Annotated in this window: 27 protein-coding genes; 24 read left to right on the top strand and 3 right to left on the bottom strand. The window is 40.8% G+C overall.

Features of this window, described 5'->3' with window-relative positions:
- The first annotated feature begins 217 nt into the window (after positions 1 to 217).
- The 17 genes from G0029_RS02495 (at position 218) to der (ending at position 16,699) form a co-directional block, all read left to right on the top strand.
- A complete protein-coding gene (locus tag G0029_RS02495) occupies positions 218 to 718 on the top strand; it encodes a hypothetical protein (RefSeq protein ID WP_180106340.1) in 501 nt (166 codons plus the stop codon).
- A 91-nt stretch (positions 719 to 809) separates the two neighbouring features.
- Positions 810 to 1,538 (top strand): molecular chaperone, encoded by a 729-nt coding sequence (locus G0029_RS02500; RefSeq protein WP_180109686.1) that lies wholly within the window; start codon positions 810 to 812, stop codon positions 1,536 to 1,538.
- A 5-nt stretch (positions 1,539 to 1,543) separates the two neighbouring features.
- Positions 1,544 to 3,853, top strand: a complete 2,310-nt coding sequence (locus G0029_RS02505) for a fimbria/pilus outer membrane usher protein (RefSeq protein ID WP_180109687.1) — start codon at positions 1,544 to 1,546, stop codon at positions 3,851 to 3,853.
- Between the two features lie 13 nt (positions 3,854 to 3,866).
- Complete coding sequence (locus G0029_RS02510) at positions 3,867 to 4,277, top strand: hypothetical protein (protein ID WP_180007213.1); 411 nt, start codon at positions 3,867 to 3,869, stop codon at positions 4,275 to 4,277.
- A gap of 292 nt (positions 4,278 to 4,569) precedes the next feature.
- Positions 4,570 to 4,746, top strand: a complete 177-nt coding sequence (locus G0029_RS02515) for an ATP-binding protein (RefSeq protein WP_180106346.1) — start codon at positions 4,570 to 4,572, stop codon at positions 4,744 to 4,746.
- Between the two features lie 208 nt (positions 4,747 to 4,954).
- Positions 4,955 to 6,232, top strand: coding sequence for a glycosyltransferase family 4 protein (locus G0029_RS02520; protein ID WP_373685003.1), 1,278 nt, complete (start codon positions 4,955 to 4,957; stop codon positions 6,230 to 6,232).
- A 191-nt stretch (positions 6,233 to 6,423) separates the two neighbouring features.
- Entirely contained in the window at positions 6,424 to 6,975 is a 552-nt protein-coding gene (locus G0029_RS02525; protein WP_180106348.1) for a phosphatase PAP2 family protein, read from the top strand.
- A gap of 121 nt (positions 6,976 to 7,096) precedes the next feature.
- Complete coding sequence (gene iscX, locus G0029_RS02530) at positions 7,097 to 7,297, top strand: Fe-S cluster assembly protein IscX (RefSeq protein WP_078189615.1); 201 nt, start codon at positions 7,097 to 7,099, stop codon at positions 7,295 to 7,297.
- A 109-nt stretch (positions 7,298 to 7,406) separates the two neighbouring features.
- Positions 7,407 to 7,838 carry a nucleoside-diphosphate kinase gene (gene ndk / locus G0029_RS02535; RefSeq protein ID WP_078189614.1) on the top strand — a complete coding sequence of 144 codons (432 nt, stop codon included), beginning with the start codon at positions 7,407 to 7,409 and terminating at the stop codon, positions 7,836 to 7,838.
- 123 nt (positions 7,839 to 7,961) lie between these two features.
- On the top strand, positions 7,962 to 9,197 hold the full coding sequence (rlmN, locus tag G0029_RS02540; protein WP_180024403.1) for a 23S rRNA (adenine(2503)-C(2))-methyltransferase RlmN: 1,236 nt from the start codon (positions 7,962 to 7,964) through the stop codon (positions 9,195 to 9,197).
- 69 nt (positions 9,198 to 9,266) lie between these two features.
- On the top strand, positions 9,267 to 10,016 hold the full coding sequence (gene pilW / locus G0029_RS02545) for a type IV pilus biogenesis/stability protein PilW (protein ID WP_373691629.1): 750 nt from the start codon (positions 9,267 to 9,269) through the stop codon (positions 10,014 to 10,016).
- Complete coding sequence (locus G0029_RS02550; RefSeq protein ID WP_180106349.1) at positions 10,007 to 10,801, top strand: helix-turn-helix domain-containing protein; 795 nt, start codon at positions 10,007 to 10,009, stop codon at positions 10,799 to 10,801. The genes pilW and G0029_RS02550 overlap by 10 nt, the downstream gene beginning before the upstream one ends.
- Positions 10,802 to 10,824: 23 nt before the next feature.
- Positions 10,825 to 11,946, top strand: a complete 1,122-nt coding sequence (ispG, locus tag G0029_RS02555; protein ID WP_078192661.1) for a flavodoxin-dependent (E)-4-hydroxy-3-methylbut-2-enyl-diphosphate synthase — start codon at positions 10,825 to 10,827, stop codon at positions 11,944 to 11,946.
- A gap of 3 nt (positions 11,947 to 11,949) precedes the next feature.
- On the top strand, positions 11,950 to 13,245 hold the full coding sequence (gene hisS / locus G0029_RS02560; RefSeq protein WP_180005380.1) for a histidine--tRNA ligase: 1,296 nt from the start codon (positions 11,950 to 11,952) through the stop codon (positions 13,243 to 13,245).
- A gap of 30 nt (positions 13,246 to 13,275) precedes the next feature.
- Positions 13,276 to 13,974, top strand: coding sequence for a YfgM family protein (locus G0029_RS02565; protein WP_180109688.1), 699 nt, complete (start codon positions 13,276 to 13,278; stop codon positions 13,972 to 13,974).
- Positions 13,971 to 15,116, top strand: a complete 1,146-nt coding sequence (gene bamB, locus G0029_RS02570) for an outer membrane protein assembly factor BamB (RefSeq protein ID WP_078189607.1) — start codon at positions 13,971 to 13,973, stop codon at positions 15,114 to 15,116. The genes G0029_RS02565 and bamB overlap by 4 nt, the downstream gene beginning before the upstream one ends.
- A gap of 173 nt (positions 15,117 to 15,289) precedes the next feature.
- Positions 15,290 to 16,699 carry a ribosome biogenesis GTPase Der gene (der, locus tag G0029_RS02575; protein ID WP_078192658.1) on the top strand — a complete coding sequence of 470 codons (1,410 nt, stop codon included), beginning with the start codon at positions 15,290 to 15,292 and terminating at the stop codon, positions 16,697 to 16,699.
- A 76-nt stretch (positions 16,700 to 16,775) separates the two neighbouring features.
- Here der and G0029_RS02580 read toward each other — a convergent pair whose 3' ends face one another.
- Positions 16,776 to 17,345 (bottom strand): hypothetical protein, encoded by a 570-nt coding sequence (locus G0029_RS02580; protein ID WP_180106350.1) that lies wholly within the window; start codon positions 17,343 to 17,345, stop codon positions 16,776 to 16,778.
- Between the two features lie 277 nt (positions 17,346 to 17,622).
- Here G0029_RS02580 and G0029_RS02585 point away from each other — a divergent pair, with 277 nt between their 5' ends.
- Entirely contained in the window at positions 17,623 to 18,264 is a 642-nt protein-coding gene (locus G0029_RS02585; protein ID WP_180106351.1) for a 4'-phosphopantetheinyl transferase family protein, read from the top strand.
- 87 nt (positions 18,265 to 18,351) lie between these two features.
- Here G0029_RS02585 and G0029_RS02590 read toward each other — a convergent pair whose 3' ends face one another.
- Together G0029_RS02590 and G0029_RS02595 are read right to left on the bottom strand one after the other, a co-directional pair.
- Entirely contained in the window at positions 18,352 to 18,771 is a 420-nt protein-coding gene (locus tag G0029_RS02590) for a hypothetical protein (RefSeq protein WP_180102551.1), read from the bottom strand.
- A gap of 164 nt (positions 18,772 to 18,935) precedes the next feature.
- Positions 18,936 to 19,712: an SDR family oxidoreductase gene (locus G0029_RS02595; RefSeq protein ID WP_180106353.1), complete on the bottom strand. Its 777-nt coding sequence runs from the start codon at positions 19,710 to 19,712 to the stop codon at positions 18,936 to 18,938.
- A gap of 104 nt (positions 19,713 to 19,816) precedes the next feature.
- Between G0029_RS02595 and mazG the strand changes: the two genes are divergently transcribed.
- From mazG to panC, 6 genes are all read left to right on the top strand, one after another.
- Positions 19,817 to 20,611 carry a nucleoside triphosphate pyrophosphohydrolase gene (mazG, locus tag G0029_RS02600; protein WP_180024401.1) on the top strand — a complete coding sequence of 265 codons (795 nt, stop codon included), beginning with the start codon at positions 19,817 to 19,819 and terminating at the stop codon, positions 20,609 to 20,611.
- The gene (locus tag G0029_RS02605) at positions 20,589 to 21,020 is read left to right on the top strand and encodes a ComEA family DNA-binding protein (protein ID WP_180106355.1); all 432 of its coding nucleotides are present in this window, start codon (positions 20,589 to 20,591) and stop codon (positions 21,018 to 21,020) included. The genes mazG and G0029_RS02605 overlap by 23 nt, the downstream gene beginning before the upstream one ends.
- Before the next feature lie 134 nt (positions 21,021 to 21,154).
- Positions 21,155 to 22,624, top strand: coding sequence for a polynucleotide adenylyltransferase PcnB (pcnB, locus tag G0029_RS02610; protein ID WP_180106358.1), 1,470 nt, complete (start codon positions 21,155 to 21,157; stop codon positions 22,622 to 22,624).
- Entirely contained in the window at positions 22,621 to 23,106 is a 486-nt protein-coding gene (gene folK / locus G0029_RS02615) for a 2-amino-4-hydroxy-6-hydroxymethyldihydropteridine diphosphokinase (RefSeq protein WP_180005386.1), read from the top strand. The genes pcnB and folK overlap by 4 nt, the downstream gene beginning before the upstream one ends.
- Before the next feature lie 46 nt (positions 23,107 to 23,152).
- A complete protein-coding gene (panB, locus tag G0029_RS02620) occupies positions 23,153 to 23,962 on the top strand; it encodes a 3-methyl-2-oxobutanoate hydroxymethyltransferase (protein WP_111884734.1) in 810 nt (269 codons plus the stop codon).
- A 3-nt stretch (positions 23,963 to 23,965) separates the two neighbouring features.
- Positions 23,966 to 24,814 (top strand): pantoate--beta-alanine ligase, encoded by an 849-nt coding sequence (panC, locus tag G0029_RS02625; protein ID WP_078192648.1) that lies wholly within the window; start codon positions 23,966 to 23,968, stop codon positions 24,812 to 24,814.
- Positions 24,815 to 24,821: the final 7 nt, after the last annotated feature.

Below are 24,821 nucleotides of genomic sequence, written 5' to 3' on the forward strand. Positions count from 1 at the left end.
TTAAAAATATTTAATATATTACAAACACATAATTTAAATATTTGTAAAAAATAATATTACATGATTATTCGTGTGAAATTTCTATATTAGGTTCTTTTTTTCTCAATATGATTAAGAATGAATCAGCACCTAGGGAAAGTAAGATTAATTAGTTTTTCTTAATAAATATCCTTTGATGCACATACTAATAAATCTCATATGAGAATGGAGAAGTGAAATGACTACATCTAAAATTTTAACCGCAATACTATCTGCAACATTGTTCGTAGCACTTCCAGCAACATCTGCAATCGCTGGTGGTAAAAAAGAATCTAAACAATGTGGCGGTGCGCCGTGTGAAGGCGAAATCGACATCGAGTTACAGATTCTGAAAGCATGTGAGCTTTTGGTAGGTAAAGACATCAAACTCGTTGAAGACAGTTATACAGGTGCTAGTAGCTTTCAAGTTACAACAAACACTCCATATACACTGAATTTATCTACAATGAATGCAGGCACAAGTGCAGATACTTTTGTAAAACATGAAACGACTACTGATAAAGTAGCTACAAAAATCACGACTACAAAAGGTGGTGTGAATTATCCAATCGGCTCTACACCTGTAGCTGGTATGAGTGTTGATAACTTCACAGTATCTGTTGCTCCAAAAACTGCAATTTCAGCGACTCAACGTGCTGGTACATACAAAGATACTTTATATATCAAAGTAGCTTACTAATCCAAATTTAGGGAGTTGATTCTACACAGTTAGGGTCAACTTCTTTTTATTTTGAATTGATAATAATATTTAAATGTACTGGGGTGAGTATATGAAAAGTTTATTCAAAGTCGTTTCATTAAGTTTAATGACTTGCTTATTGAGTGCTCAAATATTTGCAGGTATTTCAATTAGCCCTGTGCAATTATATTTAACCGATAAATTTAAACAACGCAGTGCGACATTTACTTTGGAATCGAAAGGGGATGATGAGACACCACGTATTTTTGAAGCTAAAGCATTTAAATGGACTCAAAATGCTGCAGGTGAAGATATTCTTTCACCTGAATCCAATATTATTATCAATCCGAAAAATTTCATTCTAAAACCAAACTCAAAACAAATGGTTCGTGTGGGTTTTACTCAATCTGTAGAGAGTATGAATCTACAACAAGAAGAAGCATGGCGTATTATTTATACTGAGCTACCTCAAGTGACGAACTCTGAATCGAAAATTGCACTGTTATTAAGTATTAATGTGCCATTTTTTGTCGGCAAACAAGAACCCGCTTATTTAAAATTTATTGCCAAAAAAATGAATGGTCGCACCATTATTCAGGTTGAAAATTTAGCAAAATCACACATTCAAATCCAAAAACTTTATGTCATCGATAAAAGCAAGAAAACAGTCGCTGAATCTTCCGATATGAAATATTTATTGGCATTAGGTAAAAACCAATACGACATCGGGAATGTTTCTTTAAAAGGCGCTAGTAATTATAAAGTCGTTGTGGAAACAGATAAAGGTGACACTCCTTTGGAGTTTAATTTAGTTGAGTAGTGGCTATGAACAGAATTACATTGCTTCTATATTGTATTTTATGTGCTAATTCTGCTCATGCAGAAGCCGTTGATATGCCTGATGATTTATTTCCAACCAGTATTTGGGTAAACGAAGTAGACCGCAAGAGCGAAGTATTATTACTGACTGAAAATAACAAGTTTTATATAGAGTGCGCAGATCTTGATAAGCTGCAAATTAAAGTAGAAATTCTGAAACGACATGCAACTAAAAATTCATTTTGTTTGGTAACGGATCAAGATATTCAGTCTGGATTTGATCCTCAATTGCAAGCCGTCAAAATTAATCTTCCATCAAAATATTTCTTTGGGCTAGAAACTGATACCTTAATCAGCCAGCCGATGCCTGCAAATTTTGGTGCATTTCTTAATTATGAAATGCATTTTGAAAATAATACTCAACATAATAATTTTGGTGTGCTACCTGAACTGGGCGTGTTTAAAGACAATTGGATTTTAAGAAATAATGCCTTTTATCGAAATAATAAAGGGGATGATTATCGTGAAGAAAAATTCGTCAGGTTAAATAGTAGTCTTGAGTTTGATTTTTCTAAAAGTGCGACCAAACTGATTATTGGTGATACGACCTCTGCATATAGTGCATTAATTCATGGTGTGCGATTTGGTGGTTTGAGTTTTGGTACAGACTATACGTCACGCCCAGATTTCGTGTATTGGAATATTCCAAGTCTAAAAGGTAGTGCGGTTTTACCTTCGACTGTTGATTTATATATTGATGGCGTAAATATTTATCAGAAAAAGATTTCACCTGGAGATTATAACTTACAAACAGGTGCCAATATTGAAAGTGCGGGTACAGCGCAAATGGTTGTACAAGATGTATTGGGGAATACCACTGTTCGAAGCTTCCCGGTATTAATTAGTAGTAAATTGCTTAAAGAAGATTTAAATGATTACAACATATCATTAGGGAAACTACGCTTCAGTTATGACGAAGAAAATAGCGATTATCGCGATTTTTTCAGTTCAGCCTATTGGCGTAGAGGTGTTACCAGTCGTACCACTTTAGGTGCAAGTGCTACCTATAGTGACAAAGTAAAAAATGCAGGACTGCTATGGACGCAAGCGGTCAATCGATGGTTTGTTTTAGACAGTATTTTTTTAGGCAGTAAAACCGATGACGACGATGGCTATTCTGCAGGTTTGGCTATCAGTCGTAATTTCGGGAAACTCAATTTTGGTGTGAGCTCACGTTACGCTACAAATGATTATCGGGCGTTGGGTTATGAAGATAATCATATTTTTCCAAAATTTGAAAATATGGCGTATTTAAGTTTTGCTAATTTTCCATTCTTTCAAAATTTAAATCTGAACTATATCGAACAAACCCAGTATGAATCTAATGATCCTTTATTTGAGTTAGAGGATCGCAAAATGCTCACTGTAGGTGTGAGCCGCGAAATTACACCGAATTTAATGTATACCGCCAACTACTTCCAAGAATTTGGTGATAGCGATGACTCAGGTGCCTTTATTACATTTTCTTATAATTTTGGTGGTGGTAAACGTATTCAGGCTGATGCAGGTACCAATAAATCCGGCGGTGTACGTTTCATTCAAAATGCATTCGGTGAATATGGTGCAAATTATGCGCTAGGTGTGGATTATCGTAATGATGAAACAGTATTAAATGCCTATGGCGGTTTGTCCACTGATGTTGGTGATTTAACCTTAAGTCATCTCTATAGTGAAAATGATTCAACAACCCAGGTTGGCTACCGTGGCGCTATGGTGTGGTTGGGTGGTCAATACGCATTGACCAGTTTTGTCGATAATGCTTTTGCTTTAGTGAATGTTGGTGGTCGTGAAGATATTGATGTCATGCGATCAATGTCTCCAGTCGCGAAAACCAATAAAAAAGGCTATGCCTTTGTACACGATATCGTTCCTTATATTAATTACGATATTTCATTCGATGAAAACCAATTGCCGATCGAAAGCAAAGTTCCGAATGCTGCACATCGTTTAGTTGCGTTAAGACAGCGTGGTTATAACATTAATTTTTCAGTATTTGATACACAACAAATATTGGTCAAAATATTGGATGAACAAGGTCATCAATTTGTGGCAGGAAGTGAAGTTGCAATTGATACCCCAGAAGCTGATGTTTATCCAGTGGGTTCAGATGGCACGGTAATGTTATATGGTTTGGTTGAAGGCTACTACAAGTTGACGGTGAGGACCAGTGGTGGTCGATCTTGCCAAACAGCGTTAACAGTGCCGAAAAAGGTAGAAAACCAAACTCCTGAATTAATTACATTGCAGTGTAAATAAAGGAGTATTTCCAATGAAAAGTATTTTACTCATCTCAGCAGCGTTATTTAGTTCAATGACATTTGCAGCGCCGAGTCGTTGTGAAATGGGACGAATCAGTGAAACCAATATGCGCTTGGCGAATTACTATAATAGTCAAGCGGCAAGTTCATTTAGTGTCGATTGTTCCGGTAAATACCGCATACGCTTTAATAGCCGTAATTTGCAGGATACTTCGGGCAGTAGTTTTGTGACGAATGGCCCGATTAAGCTCAAAACACGGATGACTGTTTCAGGTGCGATGGAAAATCTGTGGAATGTTTCTACAGAGCAAGGCGCTGGCAAAAATAACTATGTGATTGCTGTGCGTTTGGTGGAGCGAGTGAATGCAACGACACCTGCAGGAATCTACCGCGATACAGTCTTTGTAAATATGGTGTTTTGAGTTGCTTAGCGACAAAATTTATTTCAAGCCCAAGGTAGCTATATGCGGAGTGCTGATTTCGTTCATACCGCTAGATTGAAGCTTGAGGATAGATATTTAGGTGAATCTTGGGCTTTAATCTAAGTAGCTTAATTTTCTGCTATGCGTATAAAGTCAGAAATGAAGGAAATTTGATTTCAGCATATGCTTCCCCGATAACAACTTTAGACACCGTTTTAATCAGTTATTTGATGAGCTCGATATACACGCTAAATGGTCAGTTCCTGCAAAATGGGAAGGGGATGTTACCCCATTGGAATGTCTAAGCTTACAGCGTGTAGCTGAAGAAGCATTAACCAATATTGTGAAGCATAGTCATGCGACCGTGGTGCAGATCCGAATTTATTATGAAAACTCGGCGTTGATAATGGAAGTTGAGGACAATGGCGTGGGGGGGATGTGGATCTGGTTGTGGGGCTTCGTAGTATGAGTGGGTGTTTAGAAAGGATGAACGCAGATATGCAAATCACTTCTCGTGCGGGTCAGACGATTTTAAAAGTGATTAAAAATTACGGATAAATCATGATTTTGTAGAAGAAATTAGTCAATTTTTTTCAATAAACTGTCATCAAATAATCATCAAAATGCAAAAAACTGCTGCTTAAACTGTGGATAAACATTTATAAGAAGCGTGTAAGATCATGACAGAGTCTGCTAACGATTTGGGATGTATGCAGGATGAGCCTGCACGCTTTCAATTCCAATTTAAGCATATGCAATCACGAATGGATGTGCAAACGGTCTCAACTTTAATCCGTCCAGGTCTAAAAATCGCCATTGTTACAGATACGTGGGCGCCAGAAATTAATGGTGTTGCACATTCTTTATTGCAGTTGTGTAAAGGCTTGCAGCAACAAGGCAACTCAATTTTTTTAATACGTCCTGAACAGTCCGAAAGTTGTCATGATTTCAGACCTGATCAAGAGTGTTTGGTTCGAGCGCAGTCGATTCCTAAATATTCAGGTTTACAATTTGGCTGGCCGCAATTGATCAAACTCAGTAAAGCTTTAAAAAAAGCCCAAGTCGACATTGTGCATATAGTCACTGAAGGACCTTTGGGATTTGCTATGCTTCAACTGGCGCGTTCTTTACAGATTCCTGTGTCCAGTGGTTTTCATTCGGCCTTTCATGATTTTAGTCGTTTCTTTGATTTAGCGTTTTTAATGAAGCCTGTACAACATTATTTACGATGGTTTCATAACAATACTCAACTCACCTGTGTCCCGAGCCAAGATACTGCGGATGCCTTGCATCGATTAGGTTTTAGTTGTCCATTGGTGGTGGTGGGGCGAGGTGTGGACCATAGTCGATTTTCTCCCTCACATTATCGAGCAGAACTGAGACAACAGTGGCAAGCAGATGAACATACCCGCGTGATGCTCTATGTCGGTCGGCTATCTCCTGAAAAAGAGGTGGATGTTTTAATTTCAGCCTATCGTTCGATGTTGGCCATGGATGCACGAACGAAATTGGTCATTGTGGGGGATGGGCCAGATCTTGAACGATTAATGCAACTGGCAAAATCCCTAGATGTTATTTTTATGGGAAGTTTAAGTGGTCAGGCTTTATCGGAAGCCTATGCCAGTGCGGATGTTTTTGTTTTCGCAAGTCAGATTGAGACCTTTGGTAATGTGGTTTTGGAGGCAATGGCCAGTGGATTGCCGGTGATTGCATATAATGCCGCATGTGCCCAATTGCACGTGAGAAATCAGCAAACGGGATGGTTATGTCATTTATCTCGAACCGATGAATTTATTCGTCTTATGCAACAATTGCCGCAACGCGCCAAATTAAAAACGATGGGCATCGAAGCGGCAAAAGACGCAGCTAAAATTGGTTGGCAATATCCTGTACAGCAATTTGAGCACGCGCTATATCGCGTGGTGGATCAAGCCATGATGAGCCAATGGAGCTAGCGCTATTGGTTATATACTGGTTGAGCATCTTCAAAAATTAATATTCATCGAACTGTCATCAAAGCATCATTGCACTGTCAAAAAGATAACTTAAGCTGAGTCAAATACAGATCTCAACTTGTAAAAATAACAACATAAATCTAGCTCAACCCCAACACAGTCAGGTTTTGACTGTAGATAGGAGATTAGCGATGAATTTTAAAAATGCAAAAACAAGAATGTTGCATCTCGATTTAAAAGGCTGTATTTATCTCAATCATTTTTCACATCAACAAGTTGTCGCTGACATATTTAAAATGGTGAGTCGACTTGGTGATGGTGTGTTTTGGTATGTCATGTTGGCGACGGTCTGGATCGTGCAGGGCATGTCTTACAGTGTACAAATCGTCTATGTATTACTGGGTGGTTCCGTCGGCACCACGATCTATAAACTCCTCAAAAAGAAAACTGTGCGCCCAAGACCGTACCAAGTGCATCAAGTGATTCGCTTAGGTGAACGCCCTCTAGATCATTTTAGCTTTCCATCAGGGCATACTCTACATGCGGTCATGGCAACAACAGTGCTGGGCTATATTCAACCCATGCTGTTGGTCTTAATGTTGCCTTTTAGCTTATTGGTGGCATTATCTCGCATGATCTTAGGTTTGCATTACCCGAGTGATGTTGCTGTCGGTGCTGCTATAGGTGCTGCAGTGGGTGCGGCGATTATTCTCTGTGCACCTCTTTTGGGTTTGGTTTTATAGTTTGATGTGGACATCACAATTGCAAAATCTGGTAATAAAAAAATTAAAAGGGTTTATCACGTCCAATTGCTGAAATTTGTTAAAGTAAGCCATCATTCTATAGACGATGTTAGGAAGACCCATGGGTTTACGCTGGACAGATACCATTGATATCGCAATTGAGCTGTATGAAGCTCACCCTGATGTTGATCCGCAATGGATTCGCTTTACTGACCTACATGCATGGGTATGTGCATTGCCAAATTTCACTGATGACCCTGAAAAGTCGACTGAAGGTCTGCTTGAGGGAATTCAGATGGCCTGGATTGATGAGGCAAGTTAATCCCTACATCGAAAAAAGCAATTTTTTTGTATAGCAAAAGCAGAAAATAGCGCATTATTCGGTATAATGCGGCAAATTTTTCACGTCAAATTGACTTAAGGAGCCTCTCATGGCTATTGAACGTACTTTATCTATCGTTAAACCAGACGCAGTTGCTAAAAACCACATCGGCGACATCTTTGCTCGTTTCGAAAAAGCTGGTCTTCAAATCGTTGCAACTAAAATGAAACACTTGACTCAAGCTGAAGCTGAAGGCTTCTACGCTGAGCACAAAGAACGTGGTTTCTTTGGTGACCTAGTTGCATTCATGACTTCTGGTCCAGTTGTAGTTTCAGTTCTTGAAGGCGAAAACGCAGTTCTTGCTCACCGTGAAATCCTTGGCGCAACTAACCCTAAAGAAGCTGCTCCTGGTACTATCCGTGCAGACTTCGCTGTAAGCATCGACGAAAACGCTGCTCACGGTTCTGACTCTGTAGCATCTGCTGATCGTGAAGTTAACTACTTCTTCGCTCAAACTGAGATCGCTCCACGTACTCGTTAATTCGAAGTATTCAAACCAGATAAGTGGTATACTGCTTGTCTGGTTTTTTTATTCTCTGAATAATTCTTCGCTCAAATACTGAGCATCTCCTTTGATCTTTAGACATGGTTTAGGTAATTACACATGAGTACTGAAGTAGTCGCTACATCAGCTGTTTCTGATGCACAGCAACAATCTCCATCCGCTCCGACGCAGCAAAACACTGTGGAGAAAGTGAATTTACTGGGCATGTCACGTCCACAAATGGAAAAATTCTTCGAAGATATGGGGGAGAAGAAATTTCGTGCTGGGCAGGTGATGAAATGGATTCATCAGTTCTTCGTGACTGATTTTGCTGAAATGACCAATATTTCTGGTAAATTGCGTGAAAAACTAGAAAAGATTTGTGAAATTAAAGCGCCTGAAGTGGTGCATAAAAATTATTCAAAAGACGGTACTCGTAAATGGGTGTTCCGTGTAGGTGATGGTGCAGGTTCATTGGTTGAAACCGTGCTCATTCCTGCAGAAGATAAAACCGGCGCACGTAAGACCTTGTGTATTTCGTCACAAGTAGGCTGTGCACTGGACTGTTCATTTTGTTCAACTGGTAAACAAGGTTTCCAACGTGACTTGAGCCAAGCTGAAATTATTGGACAGCTTTGGATGGCAAACTTCTCTTATATGGAAGATGTGCCAGTTGCTGATCGTGAGCGTTCAGTGACCAATGTGGTGATGATGGGCATGGGTGAGCCACTGTTGAACTATGATGCTGTATTGAATTCAATGCGTATCATGTTGGATGACTTTGCGTATGGTATGTCGAAGCGTCGTGTGACTTTATCAACCTCAGGTGTAGTGCCTAAAATTGACCAATTGGCACAAGACATTGATGTAGCCTTGGCAATTTCACTCCATGCGCCAAATGATGAACTACGTAACGAACTTGTTCCGATCAATAAAAAATATCCGTTGGAACAGTTGATTGCAGCGTGTCAGCGTTATATCGCCAAAGATGGTAATGAAAGTTCGCGTAAACACGTGACCATCGAATACGTGATGTTAGATGGTGTAAATGACCATCCTGAACATGCACAGCAAATGTTAAAGCTGTTGAAAAACCTACCAAGCAAAATTAATTTAATTCCTTTTAACCCGTTCCCGCATGCGCCATACGGTCGTTCAAGCCGTAACCGTATTATTTCTTTCCAAAAAACTTTGTCTGATGCCGGTTTTGTGTGTACGATTCGTCAGACACGTGGTGATGATATCGATGCTGCGTGTGGACAACTCGTGGGGCAAGTTGCTGACCGTACTCGTCGTGCGGAGCAATGGAAAAAGAAAGTTGCGCAGCAAAATGAGATACTGCGCTCACAAGGATAATAAAGAGGCAGCCAATTGAAAAAGTTAACGTATAAGTTCACTTTCGTTTCAGCTTTATGTGCATCGGTTTTGGCATTAACAGCATGTCAAACGCCTGAGATTGGGAAAAAAGACCCAGAGAAAGCCGTAAAAATCAGAACGCAATTGGCTGTTGAACACCTGAAAGCAGGGGATTTGGACTCTGCTAAACGCGCATTAGATCAGGCTTTAGAGGTGGATTCTCGCGATTCTCAGGCCAATATGATGATGGGTGTCTTACTGCAACGAGAAGGCAGTCCAGCCAACTTAGAAAAAGCAGATAGTTATTTTAAGCGTGCAATTTCAGCAGACTCAAAAAATTCTCAAGCACGTAACAACTACGGTACGTATTTATACCAAGTTGAGCGCTATAATGATGCGATTGAACAGTTCAGCATCGCAGGTTCAACTTTAGGTTATGATCAACGTTTCAAAGCATTGGAAAATTTAGGTCGAATTTACCTGAAAGTGGGTGATGTGGCGAATGCTGAAAAATCATTCAAACAAGCTTTGCAGGCTAATCGTGATTCTTATGTTTCAATGTTAGAGTTGTCTGAAATCTTTTATTTGAATCAGCAGTTCCCTGCTGCTACACAAATGTATGAACAATTTGTACGTGCAGTAGGACAAAAAAATCAGGGTGCGCGTGCACTCTGGATTGGCATTCGAACAGCGCGTGCCAATGGCGACAATTTGGGTATGCAAGTACTGGTCAACCAGTTACGTGCTTTGTTCCCAGAAAGTCCTGAATACCAACGCTATTTGCAATTACAGTACAGTACTGAGGCCGTATGGAAGTAAATCCTAATTCACCGCAATCGAATGGTTCGAGCGTAGCTCCAAATGCATTAGGAAATGTACAACGCCCAGGTGAGTATTTACGTCAAGTACGTATTACGCAAAAACTGGAACTTGAAGCTGTCGCATCAGAACTCAATATTCCATTAAAAACACTGACTGCACTTGAGCAAGATGATTATAAGTCATTGCCTGAAGCGACCTTTATTAAAGGTTACTACCGCACTTATGCCAAATATTTAAAAGTTGATGCAACCAATATCATTCAACGTTTTGATGATATTTATGCCAACGATACGGGATTGTTGCCAAATCACGCGTTAAACAATTCACCGATTAAAATTATGGGTAAATTACCCGGTTCTAACCGTGACCGTAATCGTAAATGGATCAAACGTGGTCTGATTGCATTGGCGGTGTTGGTGGTCATTGGTGCGATCGTGGCAGCGATTCAGGGCATGACCTCGGGCAGCGATAATGAAGACGCTGTGACCAATGATGTCGCTTCAGAAGTTCAAGTCCTCGACATGAATGGTGGGAATGCAACAGTCAGCGGTGATCAATTGACATTGACCTTCAGTAGCCCAACTTCAGTACATATTGTGGATTCGACGGGTAAGGTGTTGGCGACAGGTCGACAAGCATCGACGCTCAACTTAAACGGTGAAACACCATTCCAAATTCGTTTGGATGATGCAACAGCAGTGTCATTAAGCTTAAATAATGAAAATATTTCATTGTCACCATATACCGTAAACGGCAAAGCAGATTTCCGTTTATCACGTTAAGGGACAACAGAGCAGACTGAACAATGATTGAAAATCCAATTAAGCGTCGTCCAACGCGTAAAATTAAAGTAGGTTCGGTGTATGTCGGTGGTGATGCGCCGATCAGCATCCAAAGTATGACCAATACTGAAACCTGTGATGTCGAAGCGACCGTGGCACAGATTCAGCGCTGTGTAGACGTCGGTGCGGACATCATGCGTGTTTCTGTACCGAGTATGGAAGCTGCTGAAGCTTTTGGTGAAATTCGTAAACGTGTGCAAGTGCCATTGGTTGCCGATATTCACTTTGATTATAAAATTGCTTTACGTGTTGCAGACCTTGGTGCAGATTGTTTGCGTATTAACCCAGGTAATATTGGCTCAGAAGCTAAAATTCGTGAAGTGGTAGCTGCTGCACAACATAATGACATCTCTATGCGTATTGGTGTCAATGCCGGTTCACTGGAAAAAGATATTCAAAAGAAATATGGTGAGCCTACAGGTCAGGCTTTGCTTGAATCTGCAATGCGCCATATTGATATTTTAGACCGTTTAAATTTCCATGAATTTAAAGTGTCAGTCAAAGCATCCAATGTCTTTCTGACGATGGATGCTTACCGTTTGTTATCTAAACAAATTGATAACCCATTACACTTGGGTGTGACTGAAGCTGGTGTATACCGTACGGGTTCAGTCAAATCTGCTATCGCTTTAGGTGGTTTGTTGATGGAAGGTATTGGTGACACCATGCGTATTTCATTGGCAGCAGAGCCTGAAGAAGAAATCAAAATTGGCTTTGATATTTTAAAATCATTGGGCTTACGTTCAAACGGCATTAACTTTATTGCATGCCCAAGTTGTTCACGCCAAGAATTTAATGTCATCAAAGTCATGCAAACATTGGAAGAGCGTTTAGAAGATATTCGTACTCCAATGGATGTATCGGTGATTGGTTGTAAAGTAAATGGTCCGGGTGAAGCCAAAGAAGCCGATATTGGTGTAGTAGGTGCAAGTCCGCGTTCACTGGTGTATCGTAATGGCGAAAAGAGCCATTTAATTGACACAAATCAGTTGGTTGACGAAATCGAAGCGATGGTTCGTCAACGTGTTAGCGATCTTGAAGACGCTAAAGCTAAAGAGATTATTCGCACAAGTTTTTCTGAGTAGATCATGAGTTCAATCGTCGCAATCAAAGGTTTTAATGACATTCTCCCTACGCAAAGTCCTGCATGGAGACGTCTAGAACAGCATCTATCTAGCCTGATGGATGCTTATGGTTATCAGCAAATTCGCTTGCCGATTGTGGAGCAGACTCATCTGTTCAAACGTTCTATTGGTGATGCAACGGATATCGTTGAAAAAGAAATGTACACATTCTTAGACAAAGGTAATCCGCCTGAGTCTTTGACTTTGCGTCCAGAAGGAACAGCAGGGTGTGTGCGTGCAATGCTTGAACATAACTTACTTCGTGGTGCTACACCGCGTGTATGGTATGTTGGCCCAATGTTCCGCTATGAAAAACCACAAAAAGGTCGCTACCGTCAGTTCCATCAATTTGGCGTAGAAACTTTTGGTGTTGCAACACCAGATCAAGATGCAGAATTGATTTTAATGACTGCACGTTTGTGGAAACGCATGGGCGTTGCAGATAAAGTTCAATTAGAACTCAATACTTTAGGTGAGTCTGATGAACGTGCAGCTTATCGTGCAGCATTGGTTGAATTTTTAGAGTCACATAAAAATGACTTAGATGAAGATTCACAGCGTCGTCTAACTACGAATCCACTGCGTATTTTGGATTCTAAAGATGCAAAAACACAAAGCATTTTGGAAAATGCGCCAAAACTTCACGACTTTATGGGTGAAGAAACGTTGGCTCACTTTGCTCAATTGCAGCAGTATTTGACTGATGCTGGTGTTGGTTTTGTGATCAATCAAAAATTGGTTCGTGGTCTCGACTATTACAACAAAACGGTCTTTGAATGGACAACTACACACTTAGGTTCTCAAGGAACGGTATGTGCTGGTGGTCGTTATGACGGTTTAGTCGGTCAGCTTAAAGGTAAAGCAGACCAGTCTGTGCCTGCTGTTGGTTTTGCAATGGGTATGGAGCGTTTGCTTCTTCTACTTGAACAAGTGGAAGACAATACCCCAGTGCGTGACTGTGAGCTATTCTTGGTTTCAGATCCTGCAACTCAAGGTAAGGCATTGGTGCTTGCTGAACAAATTCGTGATCAACTTGAAGCAGCGGGTAGCAACATTCGCTTAAAAGTTGGTTCACAAGGTTCAATGAAATCGCAAATGAAAAAAGCAGACCAATCGGGTGCTTTATTTGCTGTGATTTACGGTGAACGTGAGCAAGCAGCTGGGCAAGTGCTGGTAAAAGAGCTAGCGATTGCAGAACAACACGAAGTGAATGTGGCAGACTTTGTTGCCTTCATTATCGAAAAAATTTCTTCAAAATAATCCCTATAACATAAGGAAAAAGGTAATTTCATGAGCGCATTGAGTGAAGAAGAACAACTTGATAATTTAAAATCGTTTGCTAAAAAATATGGCTCTGCCATTGTTGGCGGCATTTTAATTGCGTTGATTGCCTTTTTCGGATGGGAATACTGGCAGAAGAAAACTTTGGCTGAATCGCAAATGCAAACAGCCAAAGTCCAGCAGTTAATGGATGATGCTCAGTCGGCGACGGGTGACGCTTTTACACAACTTTCTGCGACTGCAGATAAAATTGTAAAAGAAGCGCCAGATTCGCCACAAGCCATCCAAACTCAGTTGCTTATGGCAAAATTGGCGTATGATAAAGCGGATTATGCCAACGCTGAAAAAGCTTTGAAAAAAGTTGAAAATTCAAAAGTTGACGATGCGGGCTTAGTTCAATTGGTGAAATTACGTTTAGCGTATGCACAATTGGCACAAAAGAAATTTGATGAAGCATTAAAAACTTTAGAAGCGGTTAAAGAACCTGCTTTTCAAGCGACTGCAGATGAAGCCCGTGGCGATGTCTATGTTGCAAAAAATGATATCGAAAATGCAAAGAAAGTTTATCAAAGTGCATGGGATGCTTTGGTTGAGCGACAAGAAGAACGTCAAATTTTACAAATTAAACTCGAAAGTGTAGGCGTTTTAGTTGATGATCCTGAAATTGAACGTCCGATTATAGATACACAAGTGGAAGCAACTGAATGAATAGAAAATACAAAATTACCTGTGCGCTGACAGTTTTAACACTTGCTTTGGCTGGTTGTGCAAATAAAGGAAAAGTAGAAAAAGTAAAACCAAATCCTTTACCAAAATTGGAACAGGCAAAAACTTTAGCACCTGTATTTTCAAACAGTGTGGCTTCAACTGAAGAAGCAGATCCACTGCGTTTACGTATGGATGCAGATAATGGCGTTGTTTTTAGCGTAAATCCTAATGGTGAAGTTCAAGCCTACAAAGGCAAAGAGCGTTTATGGCAGAAGAAAATCTCTAAACAAGGTTTGACTGCAGGTGTAGAAGCAGCTGACGGAATTGTGGTTGTTGGTAATGCAAAAGGTCAATTATTTGCATTAGATCAGGCAACAGGTGAACAAAAGTGGACTGCGCAATTAACCGGCGCGTTACTTTCACCGTCGTTGATTCAAGCAGGTCGCGTTATTTCAGTTACCAATGATGGTACGGTATACGCAAACGATGTGGCAACGGGTCAACAAACTTGGACCTATAACTTGCCAAATGTGCAGTTTAGTTTACGTGGTATGGCAGCACCGGTATCACTCGATGCGCGTCATGTTCTCATCGCTTCTTCAAATGCCTATATCTATGTGATTGATGCATTGAGCGGTATTCCGAAAATGCAGCGTCGTGTTGCAGTGTCAGACGGTCGTTCAGATGTACAACGTCTCATTGATATTGACGGTGAACCGACTGTAGCAGGTCAATTTTTAATTACCACCAGTTACCAAGGCCAAGTGACAGCGCTTGATCTTGCCTCACAACAAGTGATCTGGAGCAATGATGCGAGCAGCATTCAGCGTCCTGAAGTTGCGGGCAATGGTGTCTTTGTGACACAAACTGATGGTAAAATTGTGGCTTATGAAATTACCACTGGTCAAACATTGTGGGAAAATGACCAATTGCTTAATCGTAATTTGAGTAACCCAGTGATGTTAGGTCAAGACCTTGTGGTTGGTGATCTGGATGGTGTACTTCACTTAATCAACCCAGCGACAGGTGAGTTGGTTGGTCGTTCTAAAACCAGTGGTGAAGTGCGTTCACTACGTGTAATTGACAACCAATTATATGTGTCGACACGTAAGGGTGCATTAAGCATTTGGCAGAACCGTTAATTTTTCTGCGGCTTATGTTAAAATAAGCCAAACCGTATTTTTAACGCGGGGGATTGAATCATCAATGCCCCGTGTTTTTATTTATTTTAGGCATTTATCCTATTTCCATTCTTCCTAAGCTTTCTGATGTTCAGACCAGACCAAACTGGCTGATCTGGAATAAAGGTTAATCTATGAAACCCGTAATTGCGCTCATTGGTCGTCCGAACGTCGGAAAATCAACGTTGTTTAACCAGATAACCAAGAGCCGTGATGCTCTCGTTGCTGACTTTGCCGGTCTGACTCGTGACCGTAAATATGGTGACGCGACTTATCAAAATAAATCTTTCATTGTCGTTGATACTGGGGGTATTGGCGAAACTGAAGGTGGTATCGATTCGTACATGGCAGAACAGTCAAAAACTGCCATCAATGAAGCAGATATTATTGTGTTCGTTGTTGACGCTCGCGCAGGCTTATTAGCATCTGATGAGCAAATTGCTCGTGACCTACGTACGCTAGGTAAAAAAGTTTATCTTGTTGCTAACAAAGTCGATGGTGTACATGCCGAAGCAGCTTTAGTTGAATTCTTCAAATTGGGTATGGGTGAACCACTTCAAGTGGCTGCCAGCCATGGTCGTGGTGTTCAGCAAATGCTTGAAGAAGTGTTAGCTGAAGTGCCTGAAGATGAAAGTGAAGAACAACACGATAAAGACACAGGCTTACGTTTAGCGATTATTGGTCGTCCAAACGTGGGTAAATCGACTTTAGTGAATCGTTTGTTGGGTGAAGACCGTGTGGTTGCATTTGACCAACCGGGTACAACACGTGACTCGATTTATATTCCATTTGAACGTGATGGCCGTAAATATACGTTAATCGATACTGCGGGTGTACGTCGTAAAGGTAAAGTGGACGAAATGATCGAGAAATTCTCGATTGTGAAAACTTTACAAGCGATGAAAGATGCGCATGTTGTGGTTATTGTTGTCGATGCACGTGAAGGGATCGTTGAGCAAGACTTGCATTTGATTGGTTATGCGCTTGAAGCAGGCCGTGCGATGGTGATTGCCATCAACAAATGGGACAACATGTCTGACTATGACCGTAAACAGTGTAAATTAGATGTTGAACGTCGTTTTGACTTTATTCCATGGGCAAAAATTCACTTAATTTCTGCACTTCACGGTACAGGTGTTGGTGATCTTTATCCATCGATCCACCGTGCTTATGATTCTTCGCATTTGAAAGTATCACCTGCGAAAATCACTCAGATCTTGAATGATGCAACTGATGCGCACCAACCACCAATGGTTCAAGGTCGTCGTATCAAAATGCGTTATGCGCATATTGGCGGACAAAATCCACCGACGATTGTGATTCATGGTAACAAGGTCGATAAAACGCCAAATGACTATCGTCGTTACCTAGAAAACGTGTTCCGTAAAGTTTATAAACTTGAAGGTACGCCAGTCAAAATTGAATTTAAAACCTCTGATAACCCATTTGAAGGTCGTAAGTCGCAAATCGATGAGCGTACGGCGGCACGTAAACGTCGTTATGTTCAGAAGTTCAAAAAAGCGGAAAAGAAATTCAAACGCTAAGTTTAGATGAACAAAAAAAGCCTGCAGATATGCAGGCTTTTTTATTTCACTTTATTTATCTAAAAAGATGTAGAAATTAGTTTTTACACTTTTTAGCTTGGCGGTAAATATCAATATTATCTAGATTAGCTTGAGCAATTTCCATGGCTTGCTGTGCGCTGCTGCTATCCTGTTGTGTATTTTTATTGCCCGAAAAAGCTGTCGCAAATTGTCCCATACGTGCCGCTGTTTCAGATTGACCTGAAAATGCGGATAGCGCGTTGCCAGCAAGACCAGCCCATTTTGAAACTTGATTATTTTGCTGTGCAGACGCTTGGCTTAATGCCAGTTGCGATGCTTCCAATGTACGTTCGAAAGTTTTACGTTCAACGCTCAGATCAGTGCAATCTAAGGTTTTTAAATAACTGGTGCTATAAACACTATTGTTGGTTTGGTTAGCTTGATTGAAATTTGAGGCATAGCCACGGTCTGCTTGAGCTACAGCATTGGCAGCTTCTTGACGGCTTTGATTCATACGCGCTTCAGCTTGGTCCATAATCGCGCCATTTTGGGCACCCATTACTGCAACGGCTGCATCCAATAATCCTGCTTGAGCGAAACATGGTAGGACGCAAAGTGAACTGATTAAGGTGATTTTTCTTAGCATGTGGTTTACCCCGAGTTTTAAATTAAAGTTATAATAATCTAGAGTATTTTATCTAATTAAAGATGTATTTGAAATATTTATTATACTTAAGTATTTGAATATATTTATAATATTAAGTATTTCTTAAGTGGTCTGAAATATTTTTAAACTGAGTTTTAAAATCTCGATAAGTCAAAGGACCGATGCGCTCATCTGTATTGTGGTGTATTTTGTGTCGGAGAGTCGCATAAAATATAGCGTCATGGACGTAGTGTAAAAGATATTGGATCAATAACTTATGGCGAAAATTCAGCTTGAATATAGTGCAATTACTGACTTCTTTGTGGAGCCGCATGGCTTGAGTCGTCAAGAGGTAATTGCCGTGCGTAAACAAGCCATTTACCAATATCGCAATCAATTACTCGGGCAGCGGCTAAATAGGTCAGTTGAAAATTCAGATTTTTCAAAGTCTGCATTTGGTAAGCCTTTTCTTCCTGATTTTCCACACTTGCATTTTAATCATAGTCATAGCCAGCAGCATTATGTTTTGGCCAGCAGTGAAAAAATCGCCAATATTGGTGTTGATATTGAGGATTTAAATCGAAAAGTTCGTTTTGATGCGATGGTTCAACACAGTTTTCATCCCGAAGAATTGCTTCATTGGGAGAGCTGTGAGCATGATCCTGATTTTTGGTTTAAAGTTTGGACCACCAAAGAGGCGGTACTTAAAGCGTCAGGTTTAGGGATTCGAGTGAACCTGAATGAACTGAATACGCAGTGTCATCCTGAGCAGAATGGTGGGATGTGTAGCCATCCCACCATTGGCACTTTTGCTTATCAGAATATTCAACTGCCGCATGTCATGTTGACGGTGGCATGGCAAAGTGAACAATCTTGCCGAGGCTTTCATTTGCCGAAAATTGAGTTGAATGTCTTATAAATCGGTATGAAATAAAATAACTATAAAAAAAGCCCTGTTCTGGCTGAACAGGGCTTTTTTTGAAAATCAATCTAAACTGGCATTAGATTAGATTTTGCATTTTTTAGAACCTTGGTAGATACCAATGTTGTCGATGTTTGCTTGAGCAGCAGATTTGTTCGCTTGTTGAAGTTCAAGGTTGCTTGCATCAGAAGTATCTTGCTCACCAGCCAAGCTGTTTGCAATGTTGCCTGCACGAGCAGCTTTTTCAGAGTTACCACCGAAAGCAGCAAGAGCGCCACCCGCTAAACCAGCAAATTTGCTCAATGATTTACCTGGTGCTTGAGCAGATGCTTGGATGTTTGCAATGTTTTTGTCAGCAGCTTCTAAAGAGCGCTTAGCATTCGCTTTTTCAACAGCAAGAGTTGCACAATCCATCGCTTTTAATTCTGAAGATGCGAATTGAGTTGTAGCAAAAGCAGAAATTGAAATAGAAGTAACAGTTGCAAGAACAAGTAATTTTTTCATGAAATAATTCACTTTATTGTTAGAAAATAAACGCCCGAAAGTAATGGGCGGGTGAATATTATTCAAAAAAAGGAATTTTGTCCTGTTAAAATGTGACAATTGTGTAACTTTGTGTAATTTGCGTACAAAAATGATTGCAAAATTAAATGATTAGTAACACGTTGCTATTTGGGTTTTTGTGCAATCCAAATATTACTTAAGCGGTTGACAAATTGCGGGCTAAACTTCGATAAATTAAATAAAAATTTAGCTTTCATCCCCACAGGTGTATGTGTGGCCATTAAGACCGAATCCCGTTTTTGTACCAAGGCATAAATTTGCTGAGCGACATCGCTCGGTTGAAGATTGACGCCCATTTTCTTAATACTTTGGGCATCCATGTCTTGCACCATCGCGGTTTGAACAAATAAAGGCATTACATCTAAAACGCGAATATTGTATTTTTGCCATTCAATATCTAAGCTTTCAGTGAGCCCACGTACAGCAAATTTAGATGTGGCATAACTGGCTAAATCCGCTTGTCCATAAATTGCTGAAGCCGAAGAGAGGTTAATCACACGAGCAAAGTTGCTTTGTTGTAAATAGGGGAATGCCGCATAGCAACCGTTTATCACCCCTTTGACATTGATATCAATTGTTCGGTGGTGTGCAGACAGTTCCGTATGTTCAAAGCTGCCTGAATACAGAATTCCGGCATTATTGACTAAGATATTCAGCTGACCTGCCCAAGCAACAAATTCAGCTAAAGCGCTTTCCCATTGCTCTGGTTGTGTTACATCTAAATGTCCAGCTTTGGCATGGCTACCGAGTTCAGCAGCTAAGGAGGTGACTTGAGATTGGTTAATGTCGTAAAGCCCAACTTTATAGCCTTGTTGTATGAATAGTCGTGCAATTGCTGCGCCAATCCCTTGTCCTGCACCGCTAATAAAAATACTTTGCATGTTATGCTTCCTTAAATTGAGTTGCTCATTCCCTGAGTAAATTTTGAGCATATCAAATTCTGTAATCGAAACAATGTACTGATGAGTAAATAGCTGGAGTTCACATGGAACAATTATTAGCAGTGATGAAAGAATTACGTGAAAAATGTCCATGGGATCAAAAGCAAACCCCAGAAAGTTTGACTCGTTATGCCATCGAAGAAGCCTATGAAGTTGAAGCGGCAGTTCGTTCAGGTCAGAGTGATGATGTACGAGATGAACTGGGGGATTTGTTGCTGCAAGTGGTTTTTCAGTCGCAGATGTATAGCGAACAAGGCGCATTTGATTTTCAAGATGTGGTGCAAGCCATTACAGATAAATTAATTCGCCGTCATCCCCATGTGTTTCAGGCAGAGCAATTCTCAGCACTCAATGCGGATGATGTGGCAACACTATGGAAACAGATTAAACAACAAGAAAAAGTAGGGAAATCAGTATCTAGATTAGATGAGGTTAAACATGCTCCTGCATTAAGCCAAGCAGATGAAATCCAAAAAAATGTGGCGAAAATTGGCTTTGATTTTCCAGATATTGAAGGGGCTTATGGCAAGCTTGAGGAAGAGCTAGGGGAGTTAAAAGAGGCCTTAGCAGGCAAAAAATCCGACGAAATATTTGATGAATTTGGTGATTGCTTATTTTCTCTGGTGAATGTTGGACGTAAGATTGGCATCTCAAGTGAGATGGCACTGTTAAGTACCATTCATAAGTTTAGAAGCCGTTTTGCTTATATTGAAGCACAGGCCACATTACAACAAAAACATGTAGAAGACTTGTCCTTAACTGAGATGGATCAGTTATGGGAACAGGCAAAACAACAATTAAAACAACAGGCTGAATATGTACCACATCCTAAAGAATAAATACTCTACACAACTACTTGTCTTGGTTTTGAGTTTAATGGCAGATTTAACTTTTGCGCAAAGCCCTTCGGGTTACGCGGAATGGAAAGCCATGCAGCAAGCTCAAGATCAGCAATTAAAAAAGCAATCTGAGGCCTCGAAGTCCAAATCGGCAACTGCACCGAGCAATGCTAACTATTATTTGTCACGACCCAGCACCCAACAAAATAGTCGAACAGATCAAGTGCGCTTAAATACAGCCTCAGTCGATGAACTGCAAACTTTACATGGAATTGGTCAGAAAAAAGCAGAAGCAATTGTGCAATATCGCAAAAGTAATGGCTTATTTAAAAGCATTGATGATATTCAACAGGTTAAGGGAATCGGTCCTGCGCTGTTTGCTAAAAATAAAGCAAAATTGGCACTTTAAGTGAAGTGTAAAAAAAAGAATTAGGTTAAGCTCAGCTTGAGCATCGAGATAATCAAATTGCCCTTTGATTGTGTTAGAGATATCATTAGCGACATCTTAAGAATTTTACGTTCAGACGTAGGAGACAGCGTCTTTTGCAAACTTTGCGCGCGTCCAAATGTGGTTTATCAACCGCACAATTACCTTCTTCCATTTTAGATGTGATTGATGCCTTAACTAAGGCAGGCTATGAAGCTTATATCGTGGGTGGCAGCGTCCGCGACCTAATGTTGGGTCATGCACCTAAAGATTTTGATGCCGTAACTAATGCGACACCAGCTCAGGTGAAAGAAGTCTTCGGGCGACGTTGCCGAATTATTGGTCGTCGTTTTGAGCTGGCGCATGTCTACTCAGGACGTGAACTGATCGAAGTTGCGACCTTCCGTGCGCCGCCTAAAAAAGCCGTGACTTCTGCTGCGGGCATGATTTTACGTGATAATAATTGGGGTACGATTGAGCAAGACTTTGCACGTCGTGACTTCTCGATCAATGCAATGTATTACCAACCACGCAAAGGCGAAGTGCTAGATTTTTGTCATGCAGTAGATGACATAAAACATAAAATGTTGCGTTTATTGGGTGATCCACAACTACGTTTTGAAGAAGATCCTGTGCGGATGCTTCGGACTTTACGTTTTGCAGCCAAATTAAACTTTAATATTGATCAAAAAATTCTGGATGTCTTTACTCCAGAACTTACTCAATTGCTGCGTGATGTGTCTCCACATCGTTTATACGACGAGTCACAAAAACTCTTTACTATGGGGCATCTCAATCGCGTCTTACCGATGCTGATCGATTTTGGTATTTGGTATCAGTTATTTGCAGATATCAAACCGGTCGTAACCCCATTTATTGAGTTGGCTGCAAAAAATACCGATCAACGTATTTCGATTGGGAAAACCATTAACCCTGCATTTTTCTATGCCGTGTTATTGTGGATTCCGTTCCAAGAGCGTTGTACGTTCTATCTAAATAAAGGTGTTGTTCCTGCTGAAGCACGTGCTCAAGCAGGCTTGGATGTATTGAAACGTCAGGCTACACGAACCATTATTCCACGCTTTGCCGAAACATTTATTCGTGAAGTTTGGGAAATGCAAACCCGTTTACTAAATCCAAAACCACAGCAAATTGAAGCACTTTCAGGTCATGCACGTTTCCGTGCAGGCTTTGACTTTCTGCTGTTGCGTGAAAAATCGGGCGATACAACCACGCAAGGCATGGGGCAGTGGTGGGATGCTTATCAGCAGATGAGCACTGACGAAAAAGAACGAGCAATTAGCCAATACAATCGTCAACGTGCCAAGAGTCGTCGTAAAGCGGCGCATGAAGATGTGGAAGCCAAAACTTCTACTCATCAGAAAGTTGAAATTGAACCGCTGGTGAATGAACCAGAAAGCAGAAGTCGCCGTCAACGTAAGCCTAAATCACATGCCAATAGTCCAGCGACAGTGTCAATCGTGGCAGCGTCAGCCAGTGGTGAAATTGGTGCAGATCATCCAATTTTAAAACGTAAACGTGTGAAACGAGATTTGACTCAGGTTATTTTTGGGCCAACACAATGACGCTGACATATATTGGTTTAGGCAGTAATTTAGGTGATTCTCTACAGATCCTCAGTGAAGCGGTGCATAAACTTGCGACACTCGGTACAGTGAAAGTCTCACAACTGTACCAAAGTCCGCCAATGGGTCCACAAGATCAGCCGAATTATTTAAATGCAGCGGTTGCATTAGAAACGGATCTAGCACCTTTGGCCTTGTTGGATGAATTGCAACGCTTTGAACAAGAGTCGGGGCGTGTACGCCTACGTCATTGGGGGGAGCGTACACTGGATTTAGATTTACTGATTTATGGTGAACAGCACATTCAAAATGAACGTTTGACGGTGCCTCATGTTGGTGTTTTAGAACGTGATTTTGTGTTGAAACCTTTGTTGGATTTAGATGAGAATCTACAGATTAAAGGACAACCATTAAAAGATTTACCTATTTTGAATAATCCAAATTTAACTGTATTGGATGCAGGAAACTGGGCCCATCTTTAATTTTTGTATGACCACTTGAGAAAGCCGTCATCTGAGGAATATTGAAATGATTAGTCTAAGTGACTTGAAAAAATTTAAAGCGGAAGGCCGCAAATTCTCCTGCCTGACTTGCTATGATGCGAGCATGGCAAAAGCAATGGAAGTTGCTGAAGTCGATAGTATTCTGATTGGTGATTCATTGGGGATGACCATTCAAGGGAATGACTCAACTTTGCCTGTCACTGTTGAAGATATGGTATATCACACTGCTGCAGTGCGTCGTGGCAATAAACATGCGTTTATTTTGACTGATTTGCCATTTATGACCTATGCCACTTTGAATGACGCTTTGGTGAATTCAAAGACCGTGATGCAAGCAGGCGCACAGATGGTCAAATTGGAAGGTGGTGCATGGTTGTCAGAAACAGTTGAAGTATTGACCCGTAATGGTATTCCAGTGTGTGTGCATTTAGGGTTAACTCCGCAATCGGTTCATGTGTTTGGCGGTTATAAAGTGCAAGCACGTACACGCGAAACCGCGGATCAACTCATTGCAGATTGTAAAGCTGTGGTTGATGCAGGTGCAGCAATTTTACTTTTGGAATGTGTTCCTGCCCAAGTGGGTAAAGAAATTAGTGAATTATTCCCAAATACACCTGTGATTGGGATCGGTGCCGGTGCAGAAACGGATGCTCAAGTCTTGGTTCAACAAGATATGTTGGGACTGACGTTTAGTCACGTGGCGAAATTTGTTCGCAATTTTATGAAAGAGCAAGCAGGGGAAACAGCAATTGTGGATGCGTTTAAGGCGTATCATGCTGCCGTACTTGATGGTAGTTTCCCTGCCAAAGAACATACATTCCAAATTGAGCTGTAAGACATGAAAACTGAAACAACGATTCAAGGTTTAAGTGCATCGCTAAATCCAGCACGTGCTGCGCGTAAAATCATTGGTTTTGTACCAACGATGGGGAACTTGCATGAAGGTCACCTTAATTTAGTTCGTGAAGCACGTAAACTGTGTGATGTCGTGGTGGTAAGTATTTTCGTTAACCCAATTCAGTTTGGTCCAAATGAAGACTTTGACAACTATCCACGTACTTTGGAACAAGATCAGCACTTATTGGCTGAAGTGGGTTGTGACATTGTGTTTGCACCGACTGTTGAACAAATGTATGGCAACAAACCGCGCTTAACCAATATTAGCGTGGGCGGCATTACCAATGATTTGTGTGGCGAACAGCGTCCGGGTCATTTTGACGGTGTTGCTGTTGTTGTGACAAAACTCTTTAATATTGTTCAACCGAATTTTGCATTCTTTGGGCAAAAAGATTACCAGCAACTTGCAGTGATTCGTCAGTTTGTACGTGACTTAAATATTCCACTAGAAGTGATTGGTGTGCCGATTACGCGTGCTGAAGATGGTTTGGCATTGAGCTCACGTAATGGTTATTTAAGTGCGGAAAATCGTGCGATTGCACCAACGATTTACCAAAGCTTGAAAACGGCTGAGGCAGAATTACATGCTGGAACTCAACTTGCAGATGTGTTAGCGAATATTAAAGCAACATTGACAGCAGCGGGTTTTGTTGTGGACTATGTTGAAGCACGTACACCTGAATTACAGAAAATTGAAGAATTTGATCAAGACGTGGTGTTGTTTATTGCGGCTAAATTAGGCGCAACACGTCTTATTGATAATATGCAGGTTAAATATACTGCAGTTTAAAACGGCT

Source organism: Acinetobacter sp. YH12138, assembly GCF_015218525.1.
In the GTDB taxonomy this organism is placed as follows: Bacteria; Pseudomonadota; Gammaproteobacteria; order Pseudomonadales; family Moraxellaceae; genus Acinetobacter; species Acinetobacter amyesii.

What these genes read in the sequence shown, in the direction of transcription:
- G0029_RS02495 (WP_180106340.1), top strand. Translation starts at nt 218, where the DNA reads ATGACTACATCTAAAATTTTAACCGCAATACTATCTGCAACATTGTTC.
- G0029_RS02500 (WP_180109686.1), top strand. Translation starts at nt 810, where the DNA reads ATGAAAAGTTTATTCAAAGTCGTTTCATTAAGTTTAATGACTTGCTTA.
- G0029_RS02505 (WP_180109687.1), top strand. Translation starts at nt 1,544, where the DNA reads ATGAACAGAATTACATTGCTTCTATATTGTATTTTATGTGCTAATTCT.
- G0029_RS02510 (WP_180007213.1), top strand. Translation starts at nt 3,867, where the DNA reads ATGAAAAGTATTTTACTCATCTCAGCAGCGTTATTTAGTTCAATGACA.
- G0029_RS02525 (WP_180106348.1), top strand. Translation starts at nt 6,424, where the DNA reads ATGAATTTTAAAAATGCAAAAACAAGAATGTTGCATCTCGATTTAAAA.
- iscX (WP_078189615.1), top strand. Translation starts at nt 7,097, where the DNA reads ATGGGTTTACGCTGGACAGATACCATTGATATCGCAATTGAGCTGTAT.
- ndk (WP_078189614.1), top strand. Translation starts at nt 7,407, where the DNA reads ATGGCTATTGAACGTACTTTATCTATCGTTAAACCAGACGCAGTTGCT.
- rlmN (WP_180024403.1), top strand. Translation starts at nt 7,962, where the DNA reads ATGAGTACTGAAGTAGTCGCTACATCAGCTGTTTCTGATGCACAGCAA.
- G0029_RS02550 (WP_180106349.1), top strand. Translation starts at nt 10,007, where the DNA reads ATGGAAGTAAATCCTAATTCACCGCAATCGAATGGTTCGAGCGTAGCT.
- ispG (WP_078192661.1), top strand. Translation starts at nt 10,825, where the DNA reads ATGATTGAAAATCCAATTAAGCGTCGTCCAACGCGTAAAATTAAAGTA.
- hisS (WP_180005380.1), top strand. Translation starts at nt 11,950, where the DNA reads ATGAGTTCAATCGTCGCAATCAAAGGTTTTAATGACATTCTCCCTACG.
- G0029_RS02565 (WP_180109688.1), top strand. Translation starts at nt 13,276, where the DNA reads ATGAGCGCATTGAGTGAAGAAGAACAACTTGATAATTTAAAATCGTTT.
- bamB (WP_078189607.1), top strand. Translation starts at nt 13,971, where the DNA reads ATGAATAGAAAATACAAAATTACCTGTGCGCTGACAGTTTTAACACTT.
- der (WP_078192658.1), top strand. Translation starts at nt 15,290, where the DNA reads ATGAAACCCGTAATTGCGCTCATTGGTCGTCCGAACGTCGGAAAATCA.
- G0029_RS02580 (WP_180106350.1), bottom strand. Translation starts at nt 17,345, where the DNA reads ATGCTAAGAAAAATCACCTTAATCAGTTCACTTTGCGTCCTACCATGT.
- G0029_RS02585 (WP_180106351.1), top strand. Translation starts at nt 17,623, where the DNA reads ATGGCGAAAATTCAGCTTGAATATAGTGCAATTACTGACTTCTTTGTG.
- G0029_RS02590 (WP_180102551.1), bottom strand. Translation starts at nt 18,771, where the DNA reads ATGAAAAAATTACTTGTTCTTGCAACTGTTACTTCTATTTCAATTTCT.
- G0029_RS02595 (WP_180106353.1), bottom strand. Translation starts at nt 19,712, where the DNA reads ATGCAAAGTATTTTTATTAGCGGTGCAGGACAAGGGATTGGCGCAGCA.
- mazG (WP_180024401.1), top strand. Translation starts at nt 19,817, where the DNA reads ATGGAACAATTATTAGCAGTGATGAAAGAATTACGTGAAAAATGTCCA.
- G0029_RS02605 (WP_180106355.1), top strand. Translation starts at nt 20,589, where the DNA reads ATGTACCACATCCTAAAGAATAAATACTCTACACAACTACTTGTCTTG.
- folK (WP_180005386.1), top strand. Translation starts at nt 22,621, where the DNA reads ATGACGCTGACATATATTGGTTTAGGCAGTAATTTAGGTGATTCTCTA.
- panB (WP_111884734.1), top strand. Translation starts at nt 23,153, where the DNA reads ATGATTAGTCTAAGTGACTTGAAAAAATTTAAAGCGGAAGGCCGCAAA.
- panC (WP_078192648.1), top strand. Translation starts at nt 23,966, where the DNA reads ATGAAAACTGAAACAACGATTCAAGGTTTAAGTGCATCGCTAAATCCA.